Source organism: Corynebacterium sp. ACRPH, from assembly GCF_022347285.1.
Lineage (GTDB): Bacteria > Actinomycetota > Actinomycetes > Mycobacteriales > Mycobacteriaceae > Corynebacterium.
Genome location: NZ_JAKRND010000004.1, coordinates 118,551 through 135,531, shown reverse-complemented (window position 1 = coordinate 135,531; position 16,981 = coordinate 118,551). Strand labels below are relative to the sequence as shown.

The 16,981-nt window shown below is 62.9% G+C and carries 12 protein-coding genes; 11 read left to right on the top strand and 1 reads right to left on the bottom strand.

The window, feature by feature from the left end; genetic code table 11:
• The first annotated feature begins 38 nt into the window (after positions 1–38).
• From ftsY to trmD, 8 genes are all read left to right on the top strand, one after another.
• Entirely contained in the window at positions 39–1,496 is a 1,458-nt protein-coding gene (gene ftsY / locus MHX66_RS03425; RefSeq protein WP_239199887.1) for a signal recognition particle-docking protein FtsY, read from the top strand.
• Between the two features lie 204 nt (positions 1,497–1,700).
• Positions 1,701–3,083: an ammonium transporter gene (locus tag MHX66_RS03420; protein ID WP_239199884.1), complete on the top strand. Its 1,383-nt coding sequence runs from the start codon at positions 1,701–1,703 to the stop codon at positions 3,081–3,083.
• The gene (locus tag MHX66_RS03415; protein WP_005295327.1) at positions 3,080–3,418 is read left to right on the top strand and encodes a P-II family nitrogen regulator; all 339 of its coding nucleotides are present in this window, start codon (positions 3,080–3,082) and stop codon (positions 3,416–3,418) included. The genes MHX66_RS03420 and MHX66_RS03415 overlap by 4 nt, the downstream gene beginning before the upstream one ends.
• A 115-nt stretch (positions 3,419–3,533) precedes the next feature.
• Positions 3,534–5,132, top strand: coding sequence for a signal recognition particle protein (gene ffh / locus MHX66_RS03410; RefSeq protein ID WP_239199881.1), 1,599 nt, complete (start codon positions 3,534–3,536; stop codon positions 5,130–5,132).
• A gap of 231 nt (positions 5,133–5,363) precedes the next feature.
• Complete coding sequence (gene rpsP / locus MHX66_RS03405; protein WP_005295323.1) at positions 5,364–5,888, top strand: 30S ribosomal protein S16; 525 nt, start codon at positions 5,364–5,366, stop codon at positions 5,886–5,888.
• Between the two features lie 250 nt (positions 5,889–6,138).
• Complete coding sequence (gene gdhA / locus MHX66_RS03400; protein ID WP_239199878.1) at positions 6,139–7,482, top strand: NADP-specific glutamate dehydrogenase; 1,344 nt, start codon at positions 6,139–6,141, stop codon at positions 7,480–7,482.
• 3 nt (positions 7,483–7,485) lie between these two features.
• Positions 7,486–8,049, top strand: a complete 564-nt coding sequence (gene rimM / locus MHX66_RS03395) for a ribosome maturation factor RimM (protein ID WP_239199875.1) — start codon at positions 7,486–7,488, stop codon at positions 8,047–8,049.
• Between the two features lie 2 nt (positions 8,050–8,051).
• Positions 8,052–8,900, top strand: a complete 849-nt coding sequence (gene trmD / locus MHX66_RS03390) for a tRNA (guanosine(37)-N1)-methyltransferase TrmD (protein WP_239199856.1) — start codon at positions 8,052–8,054, stop codon at positions 8,898–8,900.
• A 34-nt stretch (positions 8,901–8,934) separates the two neighbouring features.
• On the opposite strand, the gene betA is transcribed toward trmD, so the two are convergent.
• Positions 8,935–10,719: a choline dehydrogenase gene (gene betA, locus MHX66_RS03385; RefSeq protein ID WP_239199839.1), complete on the bottom strand. Its 1,785-nt coding sequence runs from the start codon at positions 10,717–10,719 to the stop codon at positions 8,935–8,937.
• Positions 10,720–10,963: 244 nt separating this feature from the next.
• Between betA and betT (MHX66_RS03380) the strand changes: the two genes are divergently transcribed.
• The 3 genes from betT (MHX66_RS03380) to betT (MHX66_RS03370) are packed head-to-tail and all read left to right on the top strand — an operon-like array spanning position 10,964 to position 16,973.
• A complete protein-coding gene (gene betT / locus MHX66_RS03380; protein WP_239199836.1) occupies positions 10,964–13,165 on the top strand; it encodes a choline BCCT transporter BetT in 2,202 nt (733 codons plus the stop codon).
• A gap of 52 nt (positions 13,166–13,217) precedes the next feature.
• Complete coding sequence (locus tag MHX66_RS03375) at positions 13,218–14,789, top strand: aldehyde dehydrogenase family protein (protein ID WP_239199833.1); 1,572 nt, start codon at positions 13,218–13,220, stop codon at positions 14,787–14,789.
• Positions 14,790–14,795: 6 nt separating this feature from the next.
• Complete coding sequence (gene betT, locus MHX66_RS03370) at positions 14,796–16,973, top strand: choline BCCT transporter BetT (RefSeq protein ID WP_239199812.1); 2,178 nt, start codon at positions 14,796–14,798, stop codon at positions 16,971–16,973.
• The last annotated feature ends 8 nt before the right edge of the window (positions 16,974–16,981 follow it).

Below are 16,981 nucleotides of genomic sequence, written 5' to 3'. Positions count from 1 at the left end.
CTCGGCATTGTGGACGAAGTTCTGATTCACTGGAGGCTATGAATAGTGTTTTGATGTGGGTCCTTATTGGCCTTTTGATTCTTGCCATTGTCGTGGCGATTCTTGTTGTTCTGGGTCTGCGCCGGAACAAGGCGAAGCAGGTTTCCTTCGAGAAGAAGGATGAGATCGAGCAGAAGAAGCCCAGCAGTGGTGATTACAAGGCCCAGGGCGGATTTAGCTTCACCGCCGGTGGTGGTGCCGGAGCCGGTGCCGCGACTGCCGAGAAGCAGCCGGAGTTGCGTTCCGACCAGGAGCTGAAGAAGCCCGAAGCAACCCAGGAGCCCAAGGCCGCTCCGGAGCCGGAGCCGACGCCGGAACCGGAAGCTACCCCCGAACCTAAATCAGCTCCCGAGCCGGAGGCTCCGAAGTCCGCTCCAGCCCCGGCTCCTTCTCCAGAGCCGGAGCCGGTTGAGGAGCCCAAGCCGGTCGCTGAGCCCGAGCCCGAACCGGAACCCGAGCCGACGCCCGAGCCGGAAGTTGAGCCCGAGCCGGAACCCGAACCAGAGCCAGCCCCCGCGGAACAGCGCGAGGAGATCGCGCCCGTCCAGGGCCGCCTGGGCAAGCTGCGCGGCCGCATGTCCAAGTCTCAGAATGTCATCGGCCGTGGCGTGCTCGGCATCCTGAGTGCCGGCGACCTCGACGAGGACGCGTGGGAGGAGATCGAAGACACCCTCCTGATGGCCGACCTGGGCACCCCAACCACGATGAAGGTCGTCGATGACCTGCGTGAGCGCATCGCCATCAATGGCGTATCCAGCGAGGAAGAAGCCCGCGGCATGCTCCGCGAGGCGCTGATCGACGCCTGCAAGCCGGACATGGATCGCTCCATCAAGGCCATGCCCTACGAGGGCAAGCCAGCCGTAATCATGGTGGTGGGCGTCAACGGAACCGGTAAGACAACCACCACCGGTAAGCTGTCCCGCGTGCTCATCGGCATGGGTCACAAGGTTCTGCTCGGCGCGGCGGATACGTTCCGTGCGGCCGCGGCTGACCAGCTGGAGACGTGGGGGCGTCGAGTGGGGGCAGAAACCGTACGCGGTGCAGAGGGCGCAGACCCGGCTTCCGTTGCCTTCGACGCGGTGGCGAAGGGCATCGACTCCGGCGTGGACGTCGTCCTGGTCGATACCGCCGGCCGCCTACACACCAGTGTGGGCCTGATGGACCAGTTGGGCAAGGTCAAGCGCGTGGTGGAGAAGAAGGCGAAGGTCGACGAAGTGCTGCTGGTGCTGGACGCGACCGTCGGCCAGAACGGCCTCATGCAGGCACGCACGTTCCGCGAGGTCGTGGACATTTCTGGCGTGGTGCTGACCAAGCTCGACGGCACCGCAAAGGGCGGCATCGTCTTCCAGGTGCAGGAAGAACTCGGCGTGCCAGTGAAGATGGTGGGCCTCGGCGAAGGTGCGGACGACCTGGCACCGTTTGAGGTCGAGAGCTTCGTCGATGCTCTGCTGGGGTAGAGAATAAGCCCCATCGGACAGTAAAAATTTAAAAAATTTACGTAAATAACCCCGTATGTGTGCAGCGTACGGGGTTATTCGCGTTGTCCGGCCGAGATCCTAGTGATCTGCGTCTCAAAAAATTTTTTCTTTCCGGAAAGTGCATTCTCAGCATCTTATTCTTTGCAGCACAAGTGCTGAGACTCACAGATATGGATGTGAAAAATGACCCCAGATCAACTTGTACTGACCTCCGGAAATTCGGCTTGGATGCTCATCAGCGCGTCGCTGGTGCTGCTCATGACCCCAGGCCTTGCACTGTTCTACGGCGGCATGACTGGCCGCCGCCAAGTGCTCAACATGATGATGATGTCCTTCGGCGTGATGGCCATCGTCCCCGTCCTCTACGTGCTGTGGGGCTGGTCGATGTCCTACGCCGGCACGGACATCGCAGGGTTGTTCGGTAACCCCTTCACCGCATTCGGTCTTTCTGGCGAAATTACTGACGCCGCGGGCCAGCCGATCGAAGGTGCCAACGGATACCCCAACGCCATCGACATCGGCTTCCAGGTGACCTTCGCGATCATTTCGACCGCCATCATCTCCGGCGCACTGGCCGGGCGCGTGAAGTTCGCAGCCTGGTTCGCCTTCGCCGGCGCGTGGGTGACCCTGGCGTACTTCCCACTGGCCCACATGGTGTGGGGCGGCGGCCTGCTCGGCGACGGTGAGAACTCCATCGCTGCTTGGATGTTCGGCTCCACCGACGGGGAAGCCAACATCACGCCCATCGACTTCGCAGGTGGCACCGTGGTGCACATCTCCGCCGGCACGGCGGCGCTGGTTCTGGCTCTACTCGTTGGCAAGCGCGCAGGCTTCCCCTCCAAGGTGGGGCGCCCGCACAACCTGCCGATGGTGATGCTCGGTGCCGCTCTGCTGTGGTTCGGTTGGTACGGGTTCAACGGCGGCTCCGCCTTCGCCGCCGACGGAATGGCTGGTCTGGCCTGGATCAACACTACGGTCGCTACCGCGGCCGCGATGCTTGGCTGGATGCTCTGTGAAACTATCCGCGACCGCGCCGCTACCTCTCTGGGTGCCGCGTCTGGCGCCGTGGCAGGTCTGGTTACGATCACCCCGGCGGCTGGAACGTTGACGCCCCTAACTTCCATCGTCATTGGATTTATTGGTGGCGTCATCGCTTGCATGGCAATCGGCCTCAAGTACCGTTTCGGCTACGACGATTCCCTCGACGTCGTGGGTGTGCACCTGGCCGCAGGGCTGTGGGGCACGGTGGGCCTGGCGCTGCTGTCGAAGGACAACGGTGTGTTCACCGGTGGCGGGGTAGATGGCCTCAAACTGCTGGTGGTGCAGATCGTGATCGCAGTGGTGGCAACGATCCTCTCCGGTGTGGCTACCTACCTGATCGCGCTGGTGATCAAGGTCACGATCAGCTGGAGGGTCGACGACGAAGGCGAGGATACGGGCATCGACCTGGTGGAACACCGCGAGTCCGCCTACGATCTTAACGTCACCTCGAGCTCGCATATCCGCAGTATGTACAGCGCCGAGAACCCCCAGAACAGCGCCCAGAACAAGGGAGAAGAATCGTGAAACTCATCACCGCAGTAATCAAGCCCTTCACACTGCCAGATATTCGCCAGGCCCTCGAGGCCATCGAGATCCACGGCTTGACCGTCAGCGAGACCCAAGGTTTCGGCCGCCAGCGCGGCCACAGCGAGGTGTACCGCGGCGCCGAGTTCGCGGCGGACTTCGTGCCGAAGGTAAAGCTAGAGATCGTGGCGGCGGACGCCTCGGTAGATAGCGTCGTAGACGCGATTGTCGGCGCCGCCTGCACCGGAAAGATCGGCGACGGAAAGATCTGGATCACCCCGGTGGACGAGGTGATCCGCGTGCGCACCGGCGAGCGCGGAGAGGATGCGCTGTAAAACGGCGCTCTAAAACGCGCTAAAACACCTGTGAAATGTGACTGTCGTGTAGGCCACTGGCTAAGCTAGGGGAGTTATAAGCCAACCTCCGATACCTACAAGGGAGCACTAAGTAGTGTTTGAGTCTTTGTCAGACCGCCTGCAATCTGCCATGAAGGGCCTTCGTGGCAAGGGCAAGCTGTCCGAGGCTGATATTAATGCCACCGCGCGCGAGATCCGCCTCGCGCTGCTGGAGGCAGACGTATCCCTCCCGGTGGTGCGCGCCTTTATTAAGCGCATCAAGGAGCGCGCCGCCGGGGCAGAGGTATCCGAGGCGCTGAACCCAGCCCAGCAGGTCATCAAGATCGTCAACGAGGAGCTCAAGGAGATCCTCGGCGGTGAGACCCGCCGGCTGAACCTGGCTAAGCACCCGCCGACAGTCATCATGCTGGCCGGTCTGCAGGGTGCCGGTAAGACCACCCTGGCCGGCAAGCTGGCCCTGCACCTGGCCAAGCAGGGCCACACTCCCATGCTCGTGGCCTGTGACCTGCAGCGCCCGGGTGCGGTGCAGCAGCTGCAGATCGTCGGCGAGCGCGCCGGCGTAAAGACTTTCGCCCCGGACCCGGGTACCAGCCTGGATTCCCACGACCACGAGATGGGCACCAGCCACGGTGACCCGGTCGACGTCGCGCAGCGCGGTATCGAGGAGGCTTACCGCAGCCAGCACGACATCGTCATTATCGATACCGCGGGTCGCTTGGGCATCGACGAGGAGCTCATGCGTCAGGCGCGCAACATTCGCGATGCGGTGGAGCCCGACGAGGTGCTCTTTGTTATTGACGCCATGATCGGCCAGGATGCCGTTACTACGGCCGAGGCGTTCCGCGATGGCGTGGACTTCACGGGTGTCGTCCTGACGAAGCTGGATGGTGACGCCCGCGGTGGTGCCGCACTGTCGATCCGTGAGGTCACCGGCAAGCCGATCCTGTTCGCCTCCACCGGCGAGAAGCAGGAGGACTTCGACGTCTTCCACCCGGATCGCATGGCCAACCGCATCCTCGGCATGGGTGACGTGCTCACCCTGATTGAGCAGGCCGAGCAGGTTCTGGACGCCGAGAAGGCCGAAGATTCCGCCATGCGCATGGCCTCTGGTGACCTGACGCTGGAGGACTTCCTCGAGCAGATGCTGATGATCCGCAAGATGGGCCCCTTGGGCAACATCCTGAAGATGATGCCCGGTGGGTCCCAGATGTCGAAGATGGCCGACATGGTGGATGAAAAGGAACTGGACCGCATCCAGGCCATCATCCGCGGCATGACGCCGGCCGAACGCCAGAGCCCGAAGATCCTGAACGCCTCCCGCCGCAAGCGCATCGCCAACGGTTCTGGCGTGAGCGTTTCCGACGTGAACAAGCTGGTCGACCGCTTCTTCGAGGCAAAGAAGATGATGGGCAAGATGGCCGGCCAGTTCGGCATGGGCGGCCGCTCTGCGACTAAGAAGCAGAAGGTGCACCGCAAGGGCAAGAAGGGCAAGAACGCCAAGAACAAGAACCGCAAGAACATGCGTAAGGGCATGGGCGGCGGCCAGGGTATGCCGGGAATGCCTGGCATGCCGGGGATGCCGGGCATGGGCGGCGGAATGCCCAGCATGAAGGACCTGGAGAAGATGCAGGAGCAGCTTCCCCCGGGCTTCGAGGGCATTGACCTGTCGAAGATGAACTTCCCGAAGAAGTAGCGGGCACTGCCAGCAGAGGATTTGGTTCCCGCGGGTGCCGGCTACTACACTTATGCAGGTTGTCTGTGTAACACCGTCCCCGACCACGGTCGGCCGGTGGTCACGCGCAGCAAAAATACGAAGGGTTGAACCGGCTCTGGCCAGAAAAATTTTTTAGCGGGTTTTCCGCAGAGATTCTTCGCAGAGTGTCTGAACTGCCCAGTGACCAACTAGAAGAAAAGGAGCCATCACATGGCCGTCAAGATTAAACTGCAGCGCCTGGGTAAGATCCGTACCCCGGAGTACCGCGTCGTCGTTCAGGACGCTCGCACCAAGCGTTCCGGAAAGATTATCGAGAACCTGGGCATCTACCAGCCCACCCAGGAGCCGTCCCTCATCCAGATCGACTCTGAGCGCGCACAGTACTGGCTGGGTGTCGGCGCACAGCCGACCGAGCCGGTTCTGGCTCTGCTGAAGGTCACCGGCGATTGGCAGAAGCACAAGGGTATCGAGGGCGCCGAGGGCACCCTGAAGGTGGCCGAGGAGAAGAAGTCCAAGCTGGACCTGTTCAACGAGGCTCTGGCTGAGGCTGCCGACGGCCCGACCGCTGAGGCCATCACCGAGAAGAAGCGCAAGGCCAAGGAAGAGGCAGAGGCTAAGGCCGCTGCTGAGGCTGCCGCTGAGGAAGAGGCTGCTGCCAAGGCAGCCGAGGAGGCCGAGAAGGCTGAGGCTGACTCCGAAGGCGAGGCAGAAGCTGAGGCCGAGTCCGCAGAGTAAAAGCAGCGGCGGTGCGCACCGCCACCAGCTTTCCAACCCCAGGTTGAGTATTTACTGCTCACCTGGGGTTTTCTTTGTTTGTAAGGTGGCTTCCAGGGTGTCCTTCAAGCTATCCATTGTGGCAATTGCCCACGGAACGCACCACTTGAATGTGTTGTCGGTCATGGGGAGTAGACTAAATGACTGTCATCACAGGCCGGCCGTGCGCCGACCATTGAGTTTTTCGCGAGAGGCAAAGAAGGCATCCTCAATGAACGTCGAAGAAACCGTCAGCGGTTACTACCAGCAGATCATTCAACGCAACGCGGGGGAGCCAGAGTTCCACCAGGCCGTTTCAGAGGTGCTGGACAGCCTGACGTACGTCCTGAAGAAGGACGACCACTACGCAAACTACGCACTCATCGAGCGCATGTGCGAGCCGGAACGGCAGGTCATCTTCCGCGTCCCGTGGATCACCGACGAGGGCGAAGTGCGTGTAAACCGCGGTTTCCGCGTGCAGTTCAACTCCGTGCTCGGCCCCTACAAGGGCGGCCTGCGCTTCCACCCCTCGGTGAACCTGGGCATTATCAAGTTCCTGGGGTTCGAACAGATCTTTAAGAACTCCCTGACCGGCCTGCCGATCGGCGGCGCCAAGGGTGGCTCGGACTTTGACCCGAAGGGCAAGTCGAACCGAGAGATTATGTCCTTCTGCCAGTCGTTCATGACGGAGCTGCACACCCACATCGGCGAAGAGGTCGACGTCCCCGCTGGTGACATCGGTGTGGGTGGCCGCGAGATTGGCTACCTATTCGGCCAGTACCGCCGTATGACGAATCGCCACGAGTCCGGCGTGCTCACCGGCAAGGGCCTGACCTGGGGTGGCTCCCTGGTCCGCACCGAGGCCACCGGCTTTGGCACCGTCTACTTCACCCAGGAAATGATGGGTGCCCACGACGATCGCTTCGACGGTGCCAAGGTCATCGTCTCCGGTTCCGGTAACGTCGCCATCTACGCTGCTCAAAAGGCTCAAGAGCTCGGGGCAACTGTCGTTGCCATGTCCGATTCCTCCGGCTACGTATTCACCCCCGAGGGCGTGGACATCGAGCTGCTGAAAGACATCAAGGAGGTGCGCCGGGCTCGCCTTTCTGACTACGCCAAGGAGACCGACGGGGTGACCTACCACGAGGGCGGCAACATCTGGGAGGTCGAGGCCGACGTGGCTCTGCCGTGCGCCACCCAGAACGAGCTGAATGGCGAGTCAGCAATCCTGCTCGCCGACAATGGCTGCCGCTACGTCGCCGAGGGTGCCAACATGCCGTGCACCCCGGAGGCCATCGAGGTCTTCCGCAAGCGCAAGATCTTCTTCGCCCCCGGCAAGGCCGCCAACGCCGGTGGCGTGGCTACCTCTGCGCTGGAGATGCAGCAGAACGCCTCCCGCGATTCCTGGACCTTCGACTACACGGATAGGCGCCTGCGCGACATTATGCGGGGAATCTTCAAGCGTTGCGATAGGACGGCCCGGGAATATGACCGCGAAGACGATTACGTCCTCGGCGCCAACATCGCCGGCTTCCGCAAGGTGGCCGATGCAATGCTGGCACAGGGTGTTATCTAGCCTATGGAGTTGCAGATCGGCCGGGTGATCAAGCCCCACGGCGTGCGGGGAGAGGTGGTCGTCGATCCCACGACGGACACCCCCGAACTGCGTTTCGCCACCGGCGAGGTTTTGAAGGGTAGGCAGGCGGGCAAGGAGCTGTCCTTGACCGTTCGTTCCTTCCGCCCGCACCAGGGGCGCCTGTTGGTCACCTTCGAGGAGGTCGCCGACCGTACGGCCGCTGAGTCCCTGCGCGGCGTGCGCTTCTTCGCCGCCCCTGTGCACGATGGGGACGACGACGGTTTCTACGACCACGAGCTCGAAGGCCTCACCGCCTACCTGCTCGCCCCCGGCACGGATCTGGAGGGCGACGAGATTCAGCTCGGGGATCTGGTCGGGGAGGTCGTCGCCGTTGAGCACACTCCGGCCGGGCAGTTGCTCGTTATTCTTATTGACGCCGAGTCCCAGCTGCCGACCGCCGGCAAGGAAGTGCTCGTTCCCTTCCGTCACCAGATTGTCCCGGTGGTGGACTTGGAAGAGGAGATCCTCGTGCTCACCCCGCCCGAGGGGCTTTTGGAGCTGAGCTAGTTTTGCGCCTAGACGTAGTAACGATCTTCCCCGAATACCTAGAACCGCTGCGCCACGCCCTTCTAGGCAAGGCCATTGAGCAGGGAATTCTAAGTGTCGGCGTGCATAATCTGCGCGCCTGGACCAGTGATGTCCACCAGTCGGTGGATTCCACCCCGTGCGGCGGTGGCCCGGGCATGGTGATGAAGCCCGAGGTCTGGGGACCGGCTCTCGATGACGTCGCGGCGGGCACCGGCCCGGCGGCCAGGGTCAGCGACCTGGAGAGCTCCGCGGAGCACAAGCGCAACCTTCTGCCTGCCACAGGCGACAGCGATGCTGAGCGTTTAGGGGAGGAGGCGGGTGGCGTCACAAAACCGCTGCTTATCGTCCCCACACCCGCAGGAAAACCGTTCACCCAAGACATGGCAGAACGGTGGAGCACCGAAGAACATGTCGTGTTTGCCTGCGGCCGCTACGAGGGCATCGACCAGCGAGCGGTGGAGGACGCACAGAACCGTTACCGCGTGGAAGAAGTCAGCATTGGCGACTACGTGCTGATCGGCGGGGAGGTCGCCGTGCTGGTCATGGCCGAGGCGATGGTGCGGCTGATCCCCGGTGTGCTGGGCAACCAGGCCAGCCACCAAGAGGATTCCTTCCAGGACGGGCTGCTGGAAGGCCCCAGCTACACGCGCCCCCGGCAGTGGCGCGGACTGGACGTGCCGGACGTGTTATTCAGCGGCAACCACGCGAAGATCGCGCAGTGGCGGCGCGAGCAATCCCTCGCCAGGACCAAAAAAGTACGCCCGGATCTGCTGGACAACGTGGAGCTATCCAAGGCAGATCGGGCGTATCTGGACGGGCTGGAGCCCTAGAAACTTAGAGCCCTAGAAACTAGAGCTCTAGCAACTAGTGGTCAGCGCCCGGGATGGCGTTGACGTGATCGCGGGGCTCTTCGCCCTCCGCGTACAGCGGCATGTCCTGCTTAGCGTGGTAGAAGGGGATGTCGATCGGATCGAGGGGCTTGTCGCCCTTGATCAGGTCGGCGGCCTTCTCTGCCAGCATGACGACCGGCGCGTAGATGTTGCCGTTGGTGATGATCGGCATGACCGATGCATCGGCGATGTACAGGCCCTCAACACCGTGGACCTGCATGGTCTCCGGGTCGACAACGGCCATCTCGTCGTCCGCCGGGCCCATCTTGGCGGTGCAGGACGGGTGCAGAGCGGTCTCGGCATCGTTGCGTACCCACTCCAGGATCTCCTCGTCGGTCTCCACGGCAGCGCCGGGGGAGATCTCGCCGTCGGTGAATTCCTTCATCGCCGGGGTGTCCAGCAGCTTGCGGGAGGTGCGCACGGCCTCGACCCACTCGCGGCGGTCCTGGTCGGTGGCCAGGTAGTTGAACAGGATCTCCGGCTTGTCCTTCGGGTCGTTCGACCTGATGTGAACGTGGCCCTTGGTGTCGGAGTACATTGGGCCGACGTGGAACTGGAAGCCGTGCTCGCCCTCCGGCTGGGAACCGTCGTAACGGATCGCCATCGGCAGGAAGTGGAACATCAGGTTCGGGTAGTCCTCGTTCTCGTTGGAACGGGCGAAGCCGCCGGCCTCGAAGTGGGAGGACGCAACCGGACCGCGGCGGGTCAGCAGCCACTGCAGACCGATGAACGGGCGGTTGATCATCTTGTAGTACGGCTGGGAGCTCACCGGCTGGGTGCAGTTGTACTGCACGTAGACCTCGAGGTGGTCCTGCAGGTTGTTGCCCACGCCGGGCAGGTGCTTCTTGACCTCGACGCCAGCCTTTTCCAGCACCTTGCGGTCACCGATACCGGACAGCTCCAGCAGCTGGGGTGTGTTGAAGGCGCCGCCACAGAGGATGACCTTGTCCGCGAAGACGCGGTGAGTCTGACCCTTCCACTGGTACTCCACACCCACGGCCTTGCCGTTTTCAACGATGACCTGCGTGGTGTAGGCGCGGGTGCGCACGTCCAGGTTCTTGCGGTTCATGACCGGGTGCAGGTAGGCGCGGGCGGCGGACAGGCGCTTGCCGCCCAGGATGTTGCGGTCGAAGGGGGCGAAGCCCTCCTGGCGGTAGCCGTTGACGTCGTTGGTGAGGTTGTAGCCGGCCTGCTGGACGGACTTGAAGAAGGCCTGGAACAGCGGGCTGGTGGCCGGGCCGCGGGTCAGCTTCAGCGGGCCGTTGTGGCCGCGGCGCGGGTCGTTAGCGTCGGCGCCCAGGGCGGTTTCCATCTTGTTGAAGTAGGGCAGGACGTGGCTCCAGCCCCAGTTGGACATGCCGGGCAGCTTGCCCCACTTCTCGTAGTCCATCGGGTTGCCGCGCTGGAAGATCATGCCGTTGATGGAGGAGGAGCCACCCAGCACCTTGCCGCGGGCGTGGTAGATACGACGGCCGTTCATCTCCGGTTCCGGCTCGGATTCGTACTGCCAGTCGTAGTGCTTGTCGCCGATGGGGAAGGAGAACGCAGCTGGCATGTGGATGAACAGATCCCACAGGGAGTCCGGGCGGCCGGCCTCCAGGACCATGACGTCCTTGGTGGAGTCTTCGGAGAGTCGGTTGGCCAATACGGAACCTGCGGAACCGCCGCCGACGATGACGATATCCCGACGACGGTCTTCGACTACCTGGCCTTTGGTGTCGTTCTTCTTTCCTGGAATCAGCTTGTCAATGAAGCTCATCTATTCACTCGCCTCCTAGTTAAATGACTGAACGTTTACCAGTATGCCATTTTCTTTATTAATTCGCTAGATGGCAGGTAAAGGACATGATTAAACTACCTCACTAGTGAGGTAGTAATTAACACCTATGTGAGGGGGAATGCTGGCAAATTAGAAAGACCTGTGTACTCTAGGAAATTGTATTTCTGAGAAAATGAACTCCCTTTGGCGAGGAAGCGATCGAGGAGAACAAGAGGAGAACTACATGACAAATCCCGAAAACGACCATCAGCCGGAGGCGGCCGAAAGCGCCTCCCGGCGCATCGTGAGCAGGAAAAAAGCCTCTGCTCCGCGAGTGATCGTCGGCTCTTTTGATGTTAACGACCGCGAGAGCTATTCGCCGGGTGAAGTAACGGACCCCGAGACCAACTGGCCCGTGTTCATCGTCTCGGCACTCGGCATCCTGGCCGTTGCCCTCTACGCTTTCTTCGGCCGCGAGCAGGCCAAGGACACCCTGGGCACCGTCACCGGCTGGATCTCCACGAACCTCGGCTGGTTCTACATCGTCACCGCGACGGTCGCTGTGATCTTCGTCCTAGTGGTCGCCTTCTCGAAATCGGGCAACATCCGCTTGGGGCCGGACCACTCCCGCCCGCAGTTCCGCCTCTTTTCTTGGTCGGCAATGCTCTTCGCCGCCGGCATCGGCGTAGACCTGATGTTCTTCGCCGTCGCGGAGCCCGTCACCCAGTACATGGCACCGCCGGTAGGTGAGGGGCAGACCCGCGAGGCTGCAGAACAGGCCGTCGTGTGGGCACTGTTCCACTACGGCATCACAGGTTGGGCTCTGTATGCCCTGATGGGCATGGCCTTCGGCTACTACGCCTACCGACTGAACATGCCGCTGGCCATCCGCAGCGCCCTGTACCCGCTGATCGGTAAGCGCATCCATGGCCCCATCGGCGGTGCAGTGGACATCGCCGCCGTGCTGGGCACCGTCTTCGGCATCGCAGCTTCCCTGGGTATCGGCGTGGTGCAGCTGACCTACGGCCTGCACCTCATCTTCGGCTGGGACCAGGGTGTGGCTGTCCAGTCCGGCCTGATCATTTTCGCCGTCGGTATCGCCACCCTGTCCGCCGTCTCCGGCGTGGACAAGGGCATTAAGCGCCTGAGTGAGATCAACGTGTTGCTGGCCATCGGCCTGGTGCTCTATGTGACCGTTACTGGCCAGACTGCCTTCCTTCTTGACGCCCTCGTGATGAACATTGGCGACTATGTCTCATCCTTCCCGGGCATGACGATGGATACGTTTGCCTTCTCCGAGGACCCGGAGGCAACCAAGGCATGGATGGGCGCCTGGACGCTGTTCTTCTGGGCTTGGTGGGTAGCTTGGGCGCCTTTCGTCGGCCTGTTCCTGGCCCGCATTTCCCGCGGCCGCACTCTGCGCCAGTTCGTTGTCGGCGTGCTGACCATTCCGTTCCTGTTCATCCTCCTGTGGATGAGCCTATTCGGAAACACCGCCCTCAAGCGTGTGGTTAGTGGCGACATGGACTTCGCCAACAACACTATGGACGCCCCGGAGCAGGGCTTCTATGCACTACTGCAGGACATGAATGGTGGCGGGGTGCTGATCATCCTGTGCACCCTGATCGGTCTGCTGCTGTACATCACCTCCGCCGACTCCGGTGCGCTGGTGACCGCTAACTTCACCTCCAAGATCGAGGATTCCCGTCAGGACGGTGCCAAGTGGTCCCGCATCTTCTGGGCCGTCCTGGTCGGCGTGCTGACGCTGGTCATGCTGCAAGTTAACGGCGTCGAAACAGTGCAGCTGGCAACTATCGTGATGGGCCTGCCGTTCACGATCGTGATCTACCTCATCATGTTCGGACTGTGGCGCTCCCTGCGCCTGGAGAGCTACGCGACCGAGGCCCGCAGCATCTCGCTGCACAGCGCCATGTCCGGCCGCTCTGGTGCAGGCGGGGACAAGCAGTCTTGGCGCAAGCGCCTGTCGCGTGCCTCCACCTGGCCGAGCCAGGCCAAGGCCAACGAGTACCTCACCAAGGTGGCGCAGCCTGCGCTGGAGGCCGTCGCACGCGAGCTGAATGACGAAGGCATCGACACTACGCTGGTGGCTGCCGACGTGCCGAACCTGCCGGTAAACCAGTTGGACCTCACCATCCACCTGGGTGAAGAGCAGGACTTCCGCTACCAGATCTACCCCTTGGAGCACCCGGTGCCGAGCTTCACCCGCAGCACCAGCGATGGGGAGCTCTACTACCGCCTCGAGGTCTTCGACAACACCGGCTCGCTGGGCTACGACATCTACGGCTACACCACGGAGCAGCTGATCGATAACGTCCTGGATCTCTACGAGCGCCACCTGGAGTTCCTGCACATGCAGCGCGACCTGCCGGGCACCTCCGACATGTCCGACGGCGCGGACCCAGTGCGCACCTGGACCGAAGACTAGAACCTGGACAAACTGGACCAAAAGGCCAAACACAGAAAGCGAGAATCCAACCATGAACGCTGTACTGTTCGACCCCACCACCTGCGAACTGCTGGCCGGGGTGCACAAGAATGAGGGCGCTCCCGCCTCGCTGTTCATCAACGGCGAGTGGGTAGCGGCCGAAAAGGGCGAGACCCGCACGATCACCAACCCTGCCGATAACTCCACCGTGGGCCTGGTGTCCGAGGCCTCCGACGAGGACACGAACAAGGCCATCGCCGCCGCCCGCGCCTCCTTCGACTCCGGCGTGTGGGCCGACGTGCCCGCCGCCGAGCGCGGCAAGCTGCTGCTGCAGGTTGCAGACAAGATCCGCGAGAACAAGGATGCCTTCGCCCGCGCCGAGTCCGCCGACACGGGCAAGCGCCTGGCCGAGTCCGAGATCGACATGGACGACATCGCCAACTCCTTCGAGTACTTCGGCACGCTCGCCCAGCACCAGGCCGGTCGCGTTGTGGACCCGGGCGATGCGAACGTTCGCTCTCGTATTGACGCCGAACCGGTCGGCGTATGCGGCCTGATTACCCCGTGGAACTACCCGCTGCTGCAGGTGGCCTGGAAGGTCGCCCCGGCCCTGGCTGCCGGCAACTCCTTTGTGCTGAAGCAGGCGGAGCTCACCCCGCACACCGCCATGATGCTGATGACGGTCCTGGACCAGCTGGGCCTGCCGGCCGGCGTGGCTAACCTGATCACCGGCGCGGGCGCCAACTGCGGCAACCCGCTGTCACAGAGCCCGGATGTGGATATGGTCAGCTTCACCGGCGGCCTGGTCACCGGCAAGCTGATCGCCCGCAACGCGGCGGAGACCGTCAAGCGCGTGGCCCTGGAGCTGGGCGGCAAGAACCCGAACGTCATCTTCGCGGACGCCGACTTCGACGCTGCGGTGGATAACGCTCTGAACGGCGCGTTCGTCCACTCCGGCCAGGTGTGCTCCGCGGGCTCACGCATCGTGGTGGAGAAGTCCATCCACGATCAGTTCGTCGAGGCTTTGGTGGCCAAGGCCGAGAAGATCAAGGTCGGCGGCCCGCTGGACGAAGCCGCCGAGACCGGCGCCCTGATCTCCGCGGAGCACCGCGACAAGGTTGCGGCCTACGTCGACCGCGCCCGCGAGCAGGGCGCGAAGATCCTCTGCGGCGGTCGCATCCCGACGGCCGAGGACAACCAGGGCTCCCACGCCACGGGCAACACGGACCTGACCCGGGGCGTGTTCTACCTGCCGACGATCATCGATGGCTGTACCCAGGAGATGGACTGCGTGCACGACGAGGCCTTCGGCCCGGTCGTGACCATCGAGACCTTCGCCACGGAGGACGAGGCCGTGGCTATCGCCAACGACACCGAGTACGGCCTGGCCGGAGCCGTGTGGACCACTGACGCCGGAAAGGCGGAAAGGGTCGCACGTAAGCTGCGTCACGGTACCATTTGGATTAATGACTTCCACCCCTACCTGCCGCAGGCGGAGTGGGGCGGAATGAAGCAGTCCGGCAACGGTCGCGAGCTCGGCCCCACCGGACTGGCCGAGTACCAAGAGCACAAGCACGTCTACACCAACATCGCGCCAGCGGTGACGGGGTGGTTTAAGGAATAGGAAAAGTTGGCGGACAAGAAGCGATCCAGACTGTCAGCTGGCCCTCGGGCCATCGTCGGTACGTACTCTGCGGGGGCGGACCGCTCACGCAGTGGGGAGCCTCCCAAGGCCAACTGGCCCGTGGTGGTCGTCACCGCGGTCATTACCCTGCTGGTCGCTATCTGGGCCGCCGTCGCCAGCGATAACTTCGATTCCGTCGTCGGGGGAATCACCGGGTGGCTGACAGAGAGCCTGGGGTGGCTCTATATTGCCACCGTCGCCATCGCGCTGATCTTCATGATCTGGATCGCCTTGTCCAAGGCGGGCGCTATCCGCTTGGGACCCGACCACTCCAAGCCCCAGTACAGCCTTTTCTCCTGGTCGGCGATGCTCTTCGCCGCCGGTATCGGCATTGGCGTGATGTTCTACTCCGTGGCCGAGCCGCTGGCGCAGTACTCCACCCCGCCGGTGGGCGAGGGGATGACGGAGCAGGCTTACAACGAGGCCATCGCCTGGACTCTTTTCCACTGGGGCGTGTCCGGCTGGGCGCTGTACGCGCTGATGGGCCTGGCCTTTGGCTACTACGCCTACCGCCTAAACATGCCCCTGGCCATCCGCAGCGCCCTGTACCCGCTGATCGGCAAGCGGGTCAACGGGCCGATCGGCGACGCGGTAGATGTCGCCGCCCTGCTCGGCACGATCTTCGGCGTGGCGGCCTCCCTGGGCATCGGCGTGGTGCAGCTGAACTTCGGTCTGAACATGGTGTTCGGCCTGCCCGAGGGCCGTGGCATGCAGATCGCCCTGGTGGCGCTGGCAGTGGGCGTCGCAGCGATCTCCGCAGTATCCGGTGTGGACAAGGGCATTAAGCGCCTCAGTGAGGCGAACGTCTACCTCGCCACCGCACTGCTGCTGTTCGTCCTGTTCACCGGCCGCACTGGCTGGCTGCTGAACTCCGTGGTGAAGAACATGGGCGACTACCTCGCCTGGCTGCCGCGCTGGACCTTCGAGACCTTCTCTTATTCCCAGGACCCGGCCGCCACAGCGGACTGGATGGCCAACTGGACCCTGTTCTTCTGGGCCTGGTGGGTGGCCTGGGCGCCGTTCGTGGGTCTGTTCCTGGCCCGCATTTCCCGTGGCCGCACCTTCCGTCAATTCGTCATCGGCACCCTGTGCGTGCCCTTCCTCTTCGTCGCGCTGTGGGCCTCCATCTTGGGTAACACCGCGCTGGACCGTGCGGTGAACAACGACGATCACGACTTCCTGCAGACCGCTGTGGACTCTCCGGAGCGTGGCTTCTACACCCTGCTCGATGGCCTGCCCGGCGGCACGATCGTGGTGTTTATCGCCATCCTCGTGGGTCTGCTGTTCTTCGTCACCTCCGCGGACTCCGGTGCGCTGGTTATGGCGAAGTTCTCTTCTATTTCTAAGGACCCCCAACAGGACGGCGCGCCGTGGATGCGCCTGATGTGGTCGGGTGCCGTCGCCGTGCTGACGATCGCCATGCTGCAGGTCGGCGGCATCGCCACGCTGCAGATGGCCACGCTGATCATGGGCTTGCCCTTCATGGTGGTGGTGTACCTGATCATCGTGGGCTTGATGCGTTCTATACGTATGGAGACCGCCCAGGTGGATTCCCGCGCCATCGCCCTGCACTCCGCGATCTCCGGGCGCACCCTGCCCTCCGGCAACGACCTGGACTGGGAGAACCGCCTCGACCGCACCTCCACTTGGCCGTCGGAGCAGACCGCGTATCGCTATGTGGTGCAGATCGCCAAGCCCGCCCTCGAATCGGTCGCTACGGCGCTGCGGGCTAGGGATTATGACGCCACGTTGTTGGTCGCCGACAGTAAGGACACCAAGGTTCCCCAGTTGGACCTGTCCGTGATCTTCGGGGAGGATCCGGTCTTCCGCTATCAGCTCTACCCGGTCATCTCCACCACCCCGGAGTTCGCCGTCCGCGAGGGTGCGTCGGACAAGCTCGACAACGGCAAGAACTACGTCCGCCTCGAGGTCTTCGGCATGAACGGCTCCCTGGGCTTCGACGTGTTCGGCTATACCCGCGCGCAGCTGATCAACAACGTGCTGGATCTTTTCGACCGCCACCTGGAGTACCTGCACATGCAGCAGGGCTTCAGCGGCGAGCGCGATCTGACGGAGTTCACCAGCGATGCGCCCGAGTGGGGCGAGGACTTCGGCAAGCAGTAGCCCCTCTA

Excerpts from the sequence above, each read along its gene's own strand:
- ftsY (WP_239199887.1), top strand. The coding sequence starts at position 39 with ATGAATAGTGTTTTGATGTGGGTCCTTATTGGCCTTTTGATTCTTGCC.
- MHX66_RS03420 (WP_239199884.1), top strand. The coding sequence starts at position 1,701 with ATGACCCCAGATCAACTTGTACTGACCTCCGGAAATTCGGCTTGGATG.
- rpsP (WP_005295323.1), top strand. The coding sequence starts at position 5,364 with ATGGCCGTCAAGATTAAACTGCAGCGCCTGGGTAAGATCCGTACCCCG.
- gdhA (WP_239199878.1), top strand. The coding sequence starts at position 6,139 with ATGAACGTCGAAGAAACCGTCAGCGGTTACTACCAGCAGATCATTCAA.
- rimM (WP_239199875.1), top strand. The coding sequence starts at position 7,486 with ATGGAGTTGCAGATCGGCCGGGTGATCAAGCCCCACGGCGTGCGGGGA.
- betA (WP_239199839.1), bottom strand. The coding sequence starts at position 10,719 with ATGAGCTTCATTGACAAGCTGATTCCAGGAAAGAAGAACGACACCAAA.
- betT (WP_239199836.1), top strand. The coding sequence starts at position 10,964 with ATGACAAATCCCGAAAACGACCATCAGCCGGAGGCGGCCGAAAGCGCC.
- MHX66_RS03375 (WP_239199833.1), top strand. The coding sequence starts at position 13,218 with ATGAACGCTGTACTGTTCGACCCCACCACCTGCGAACTGCTGGCCGGG.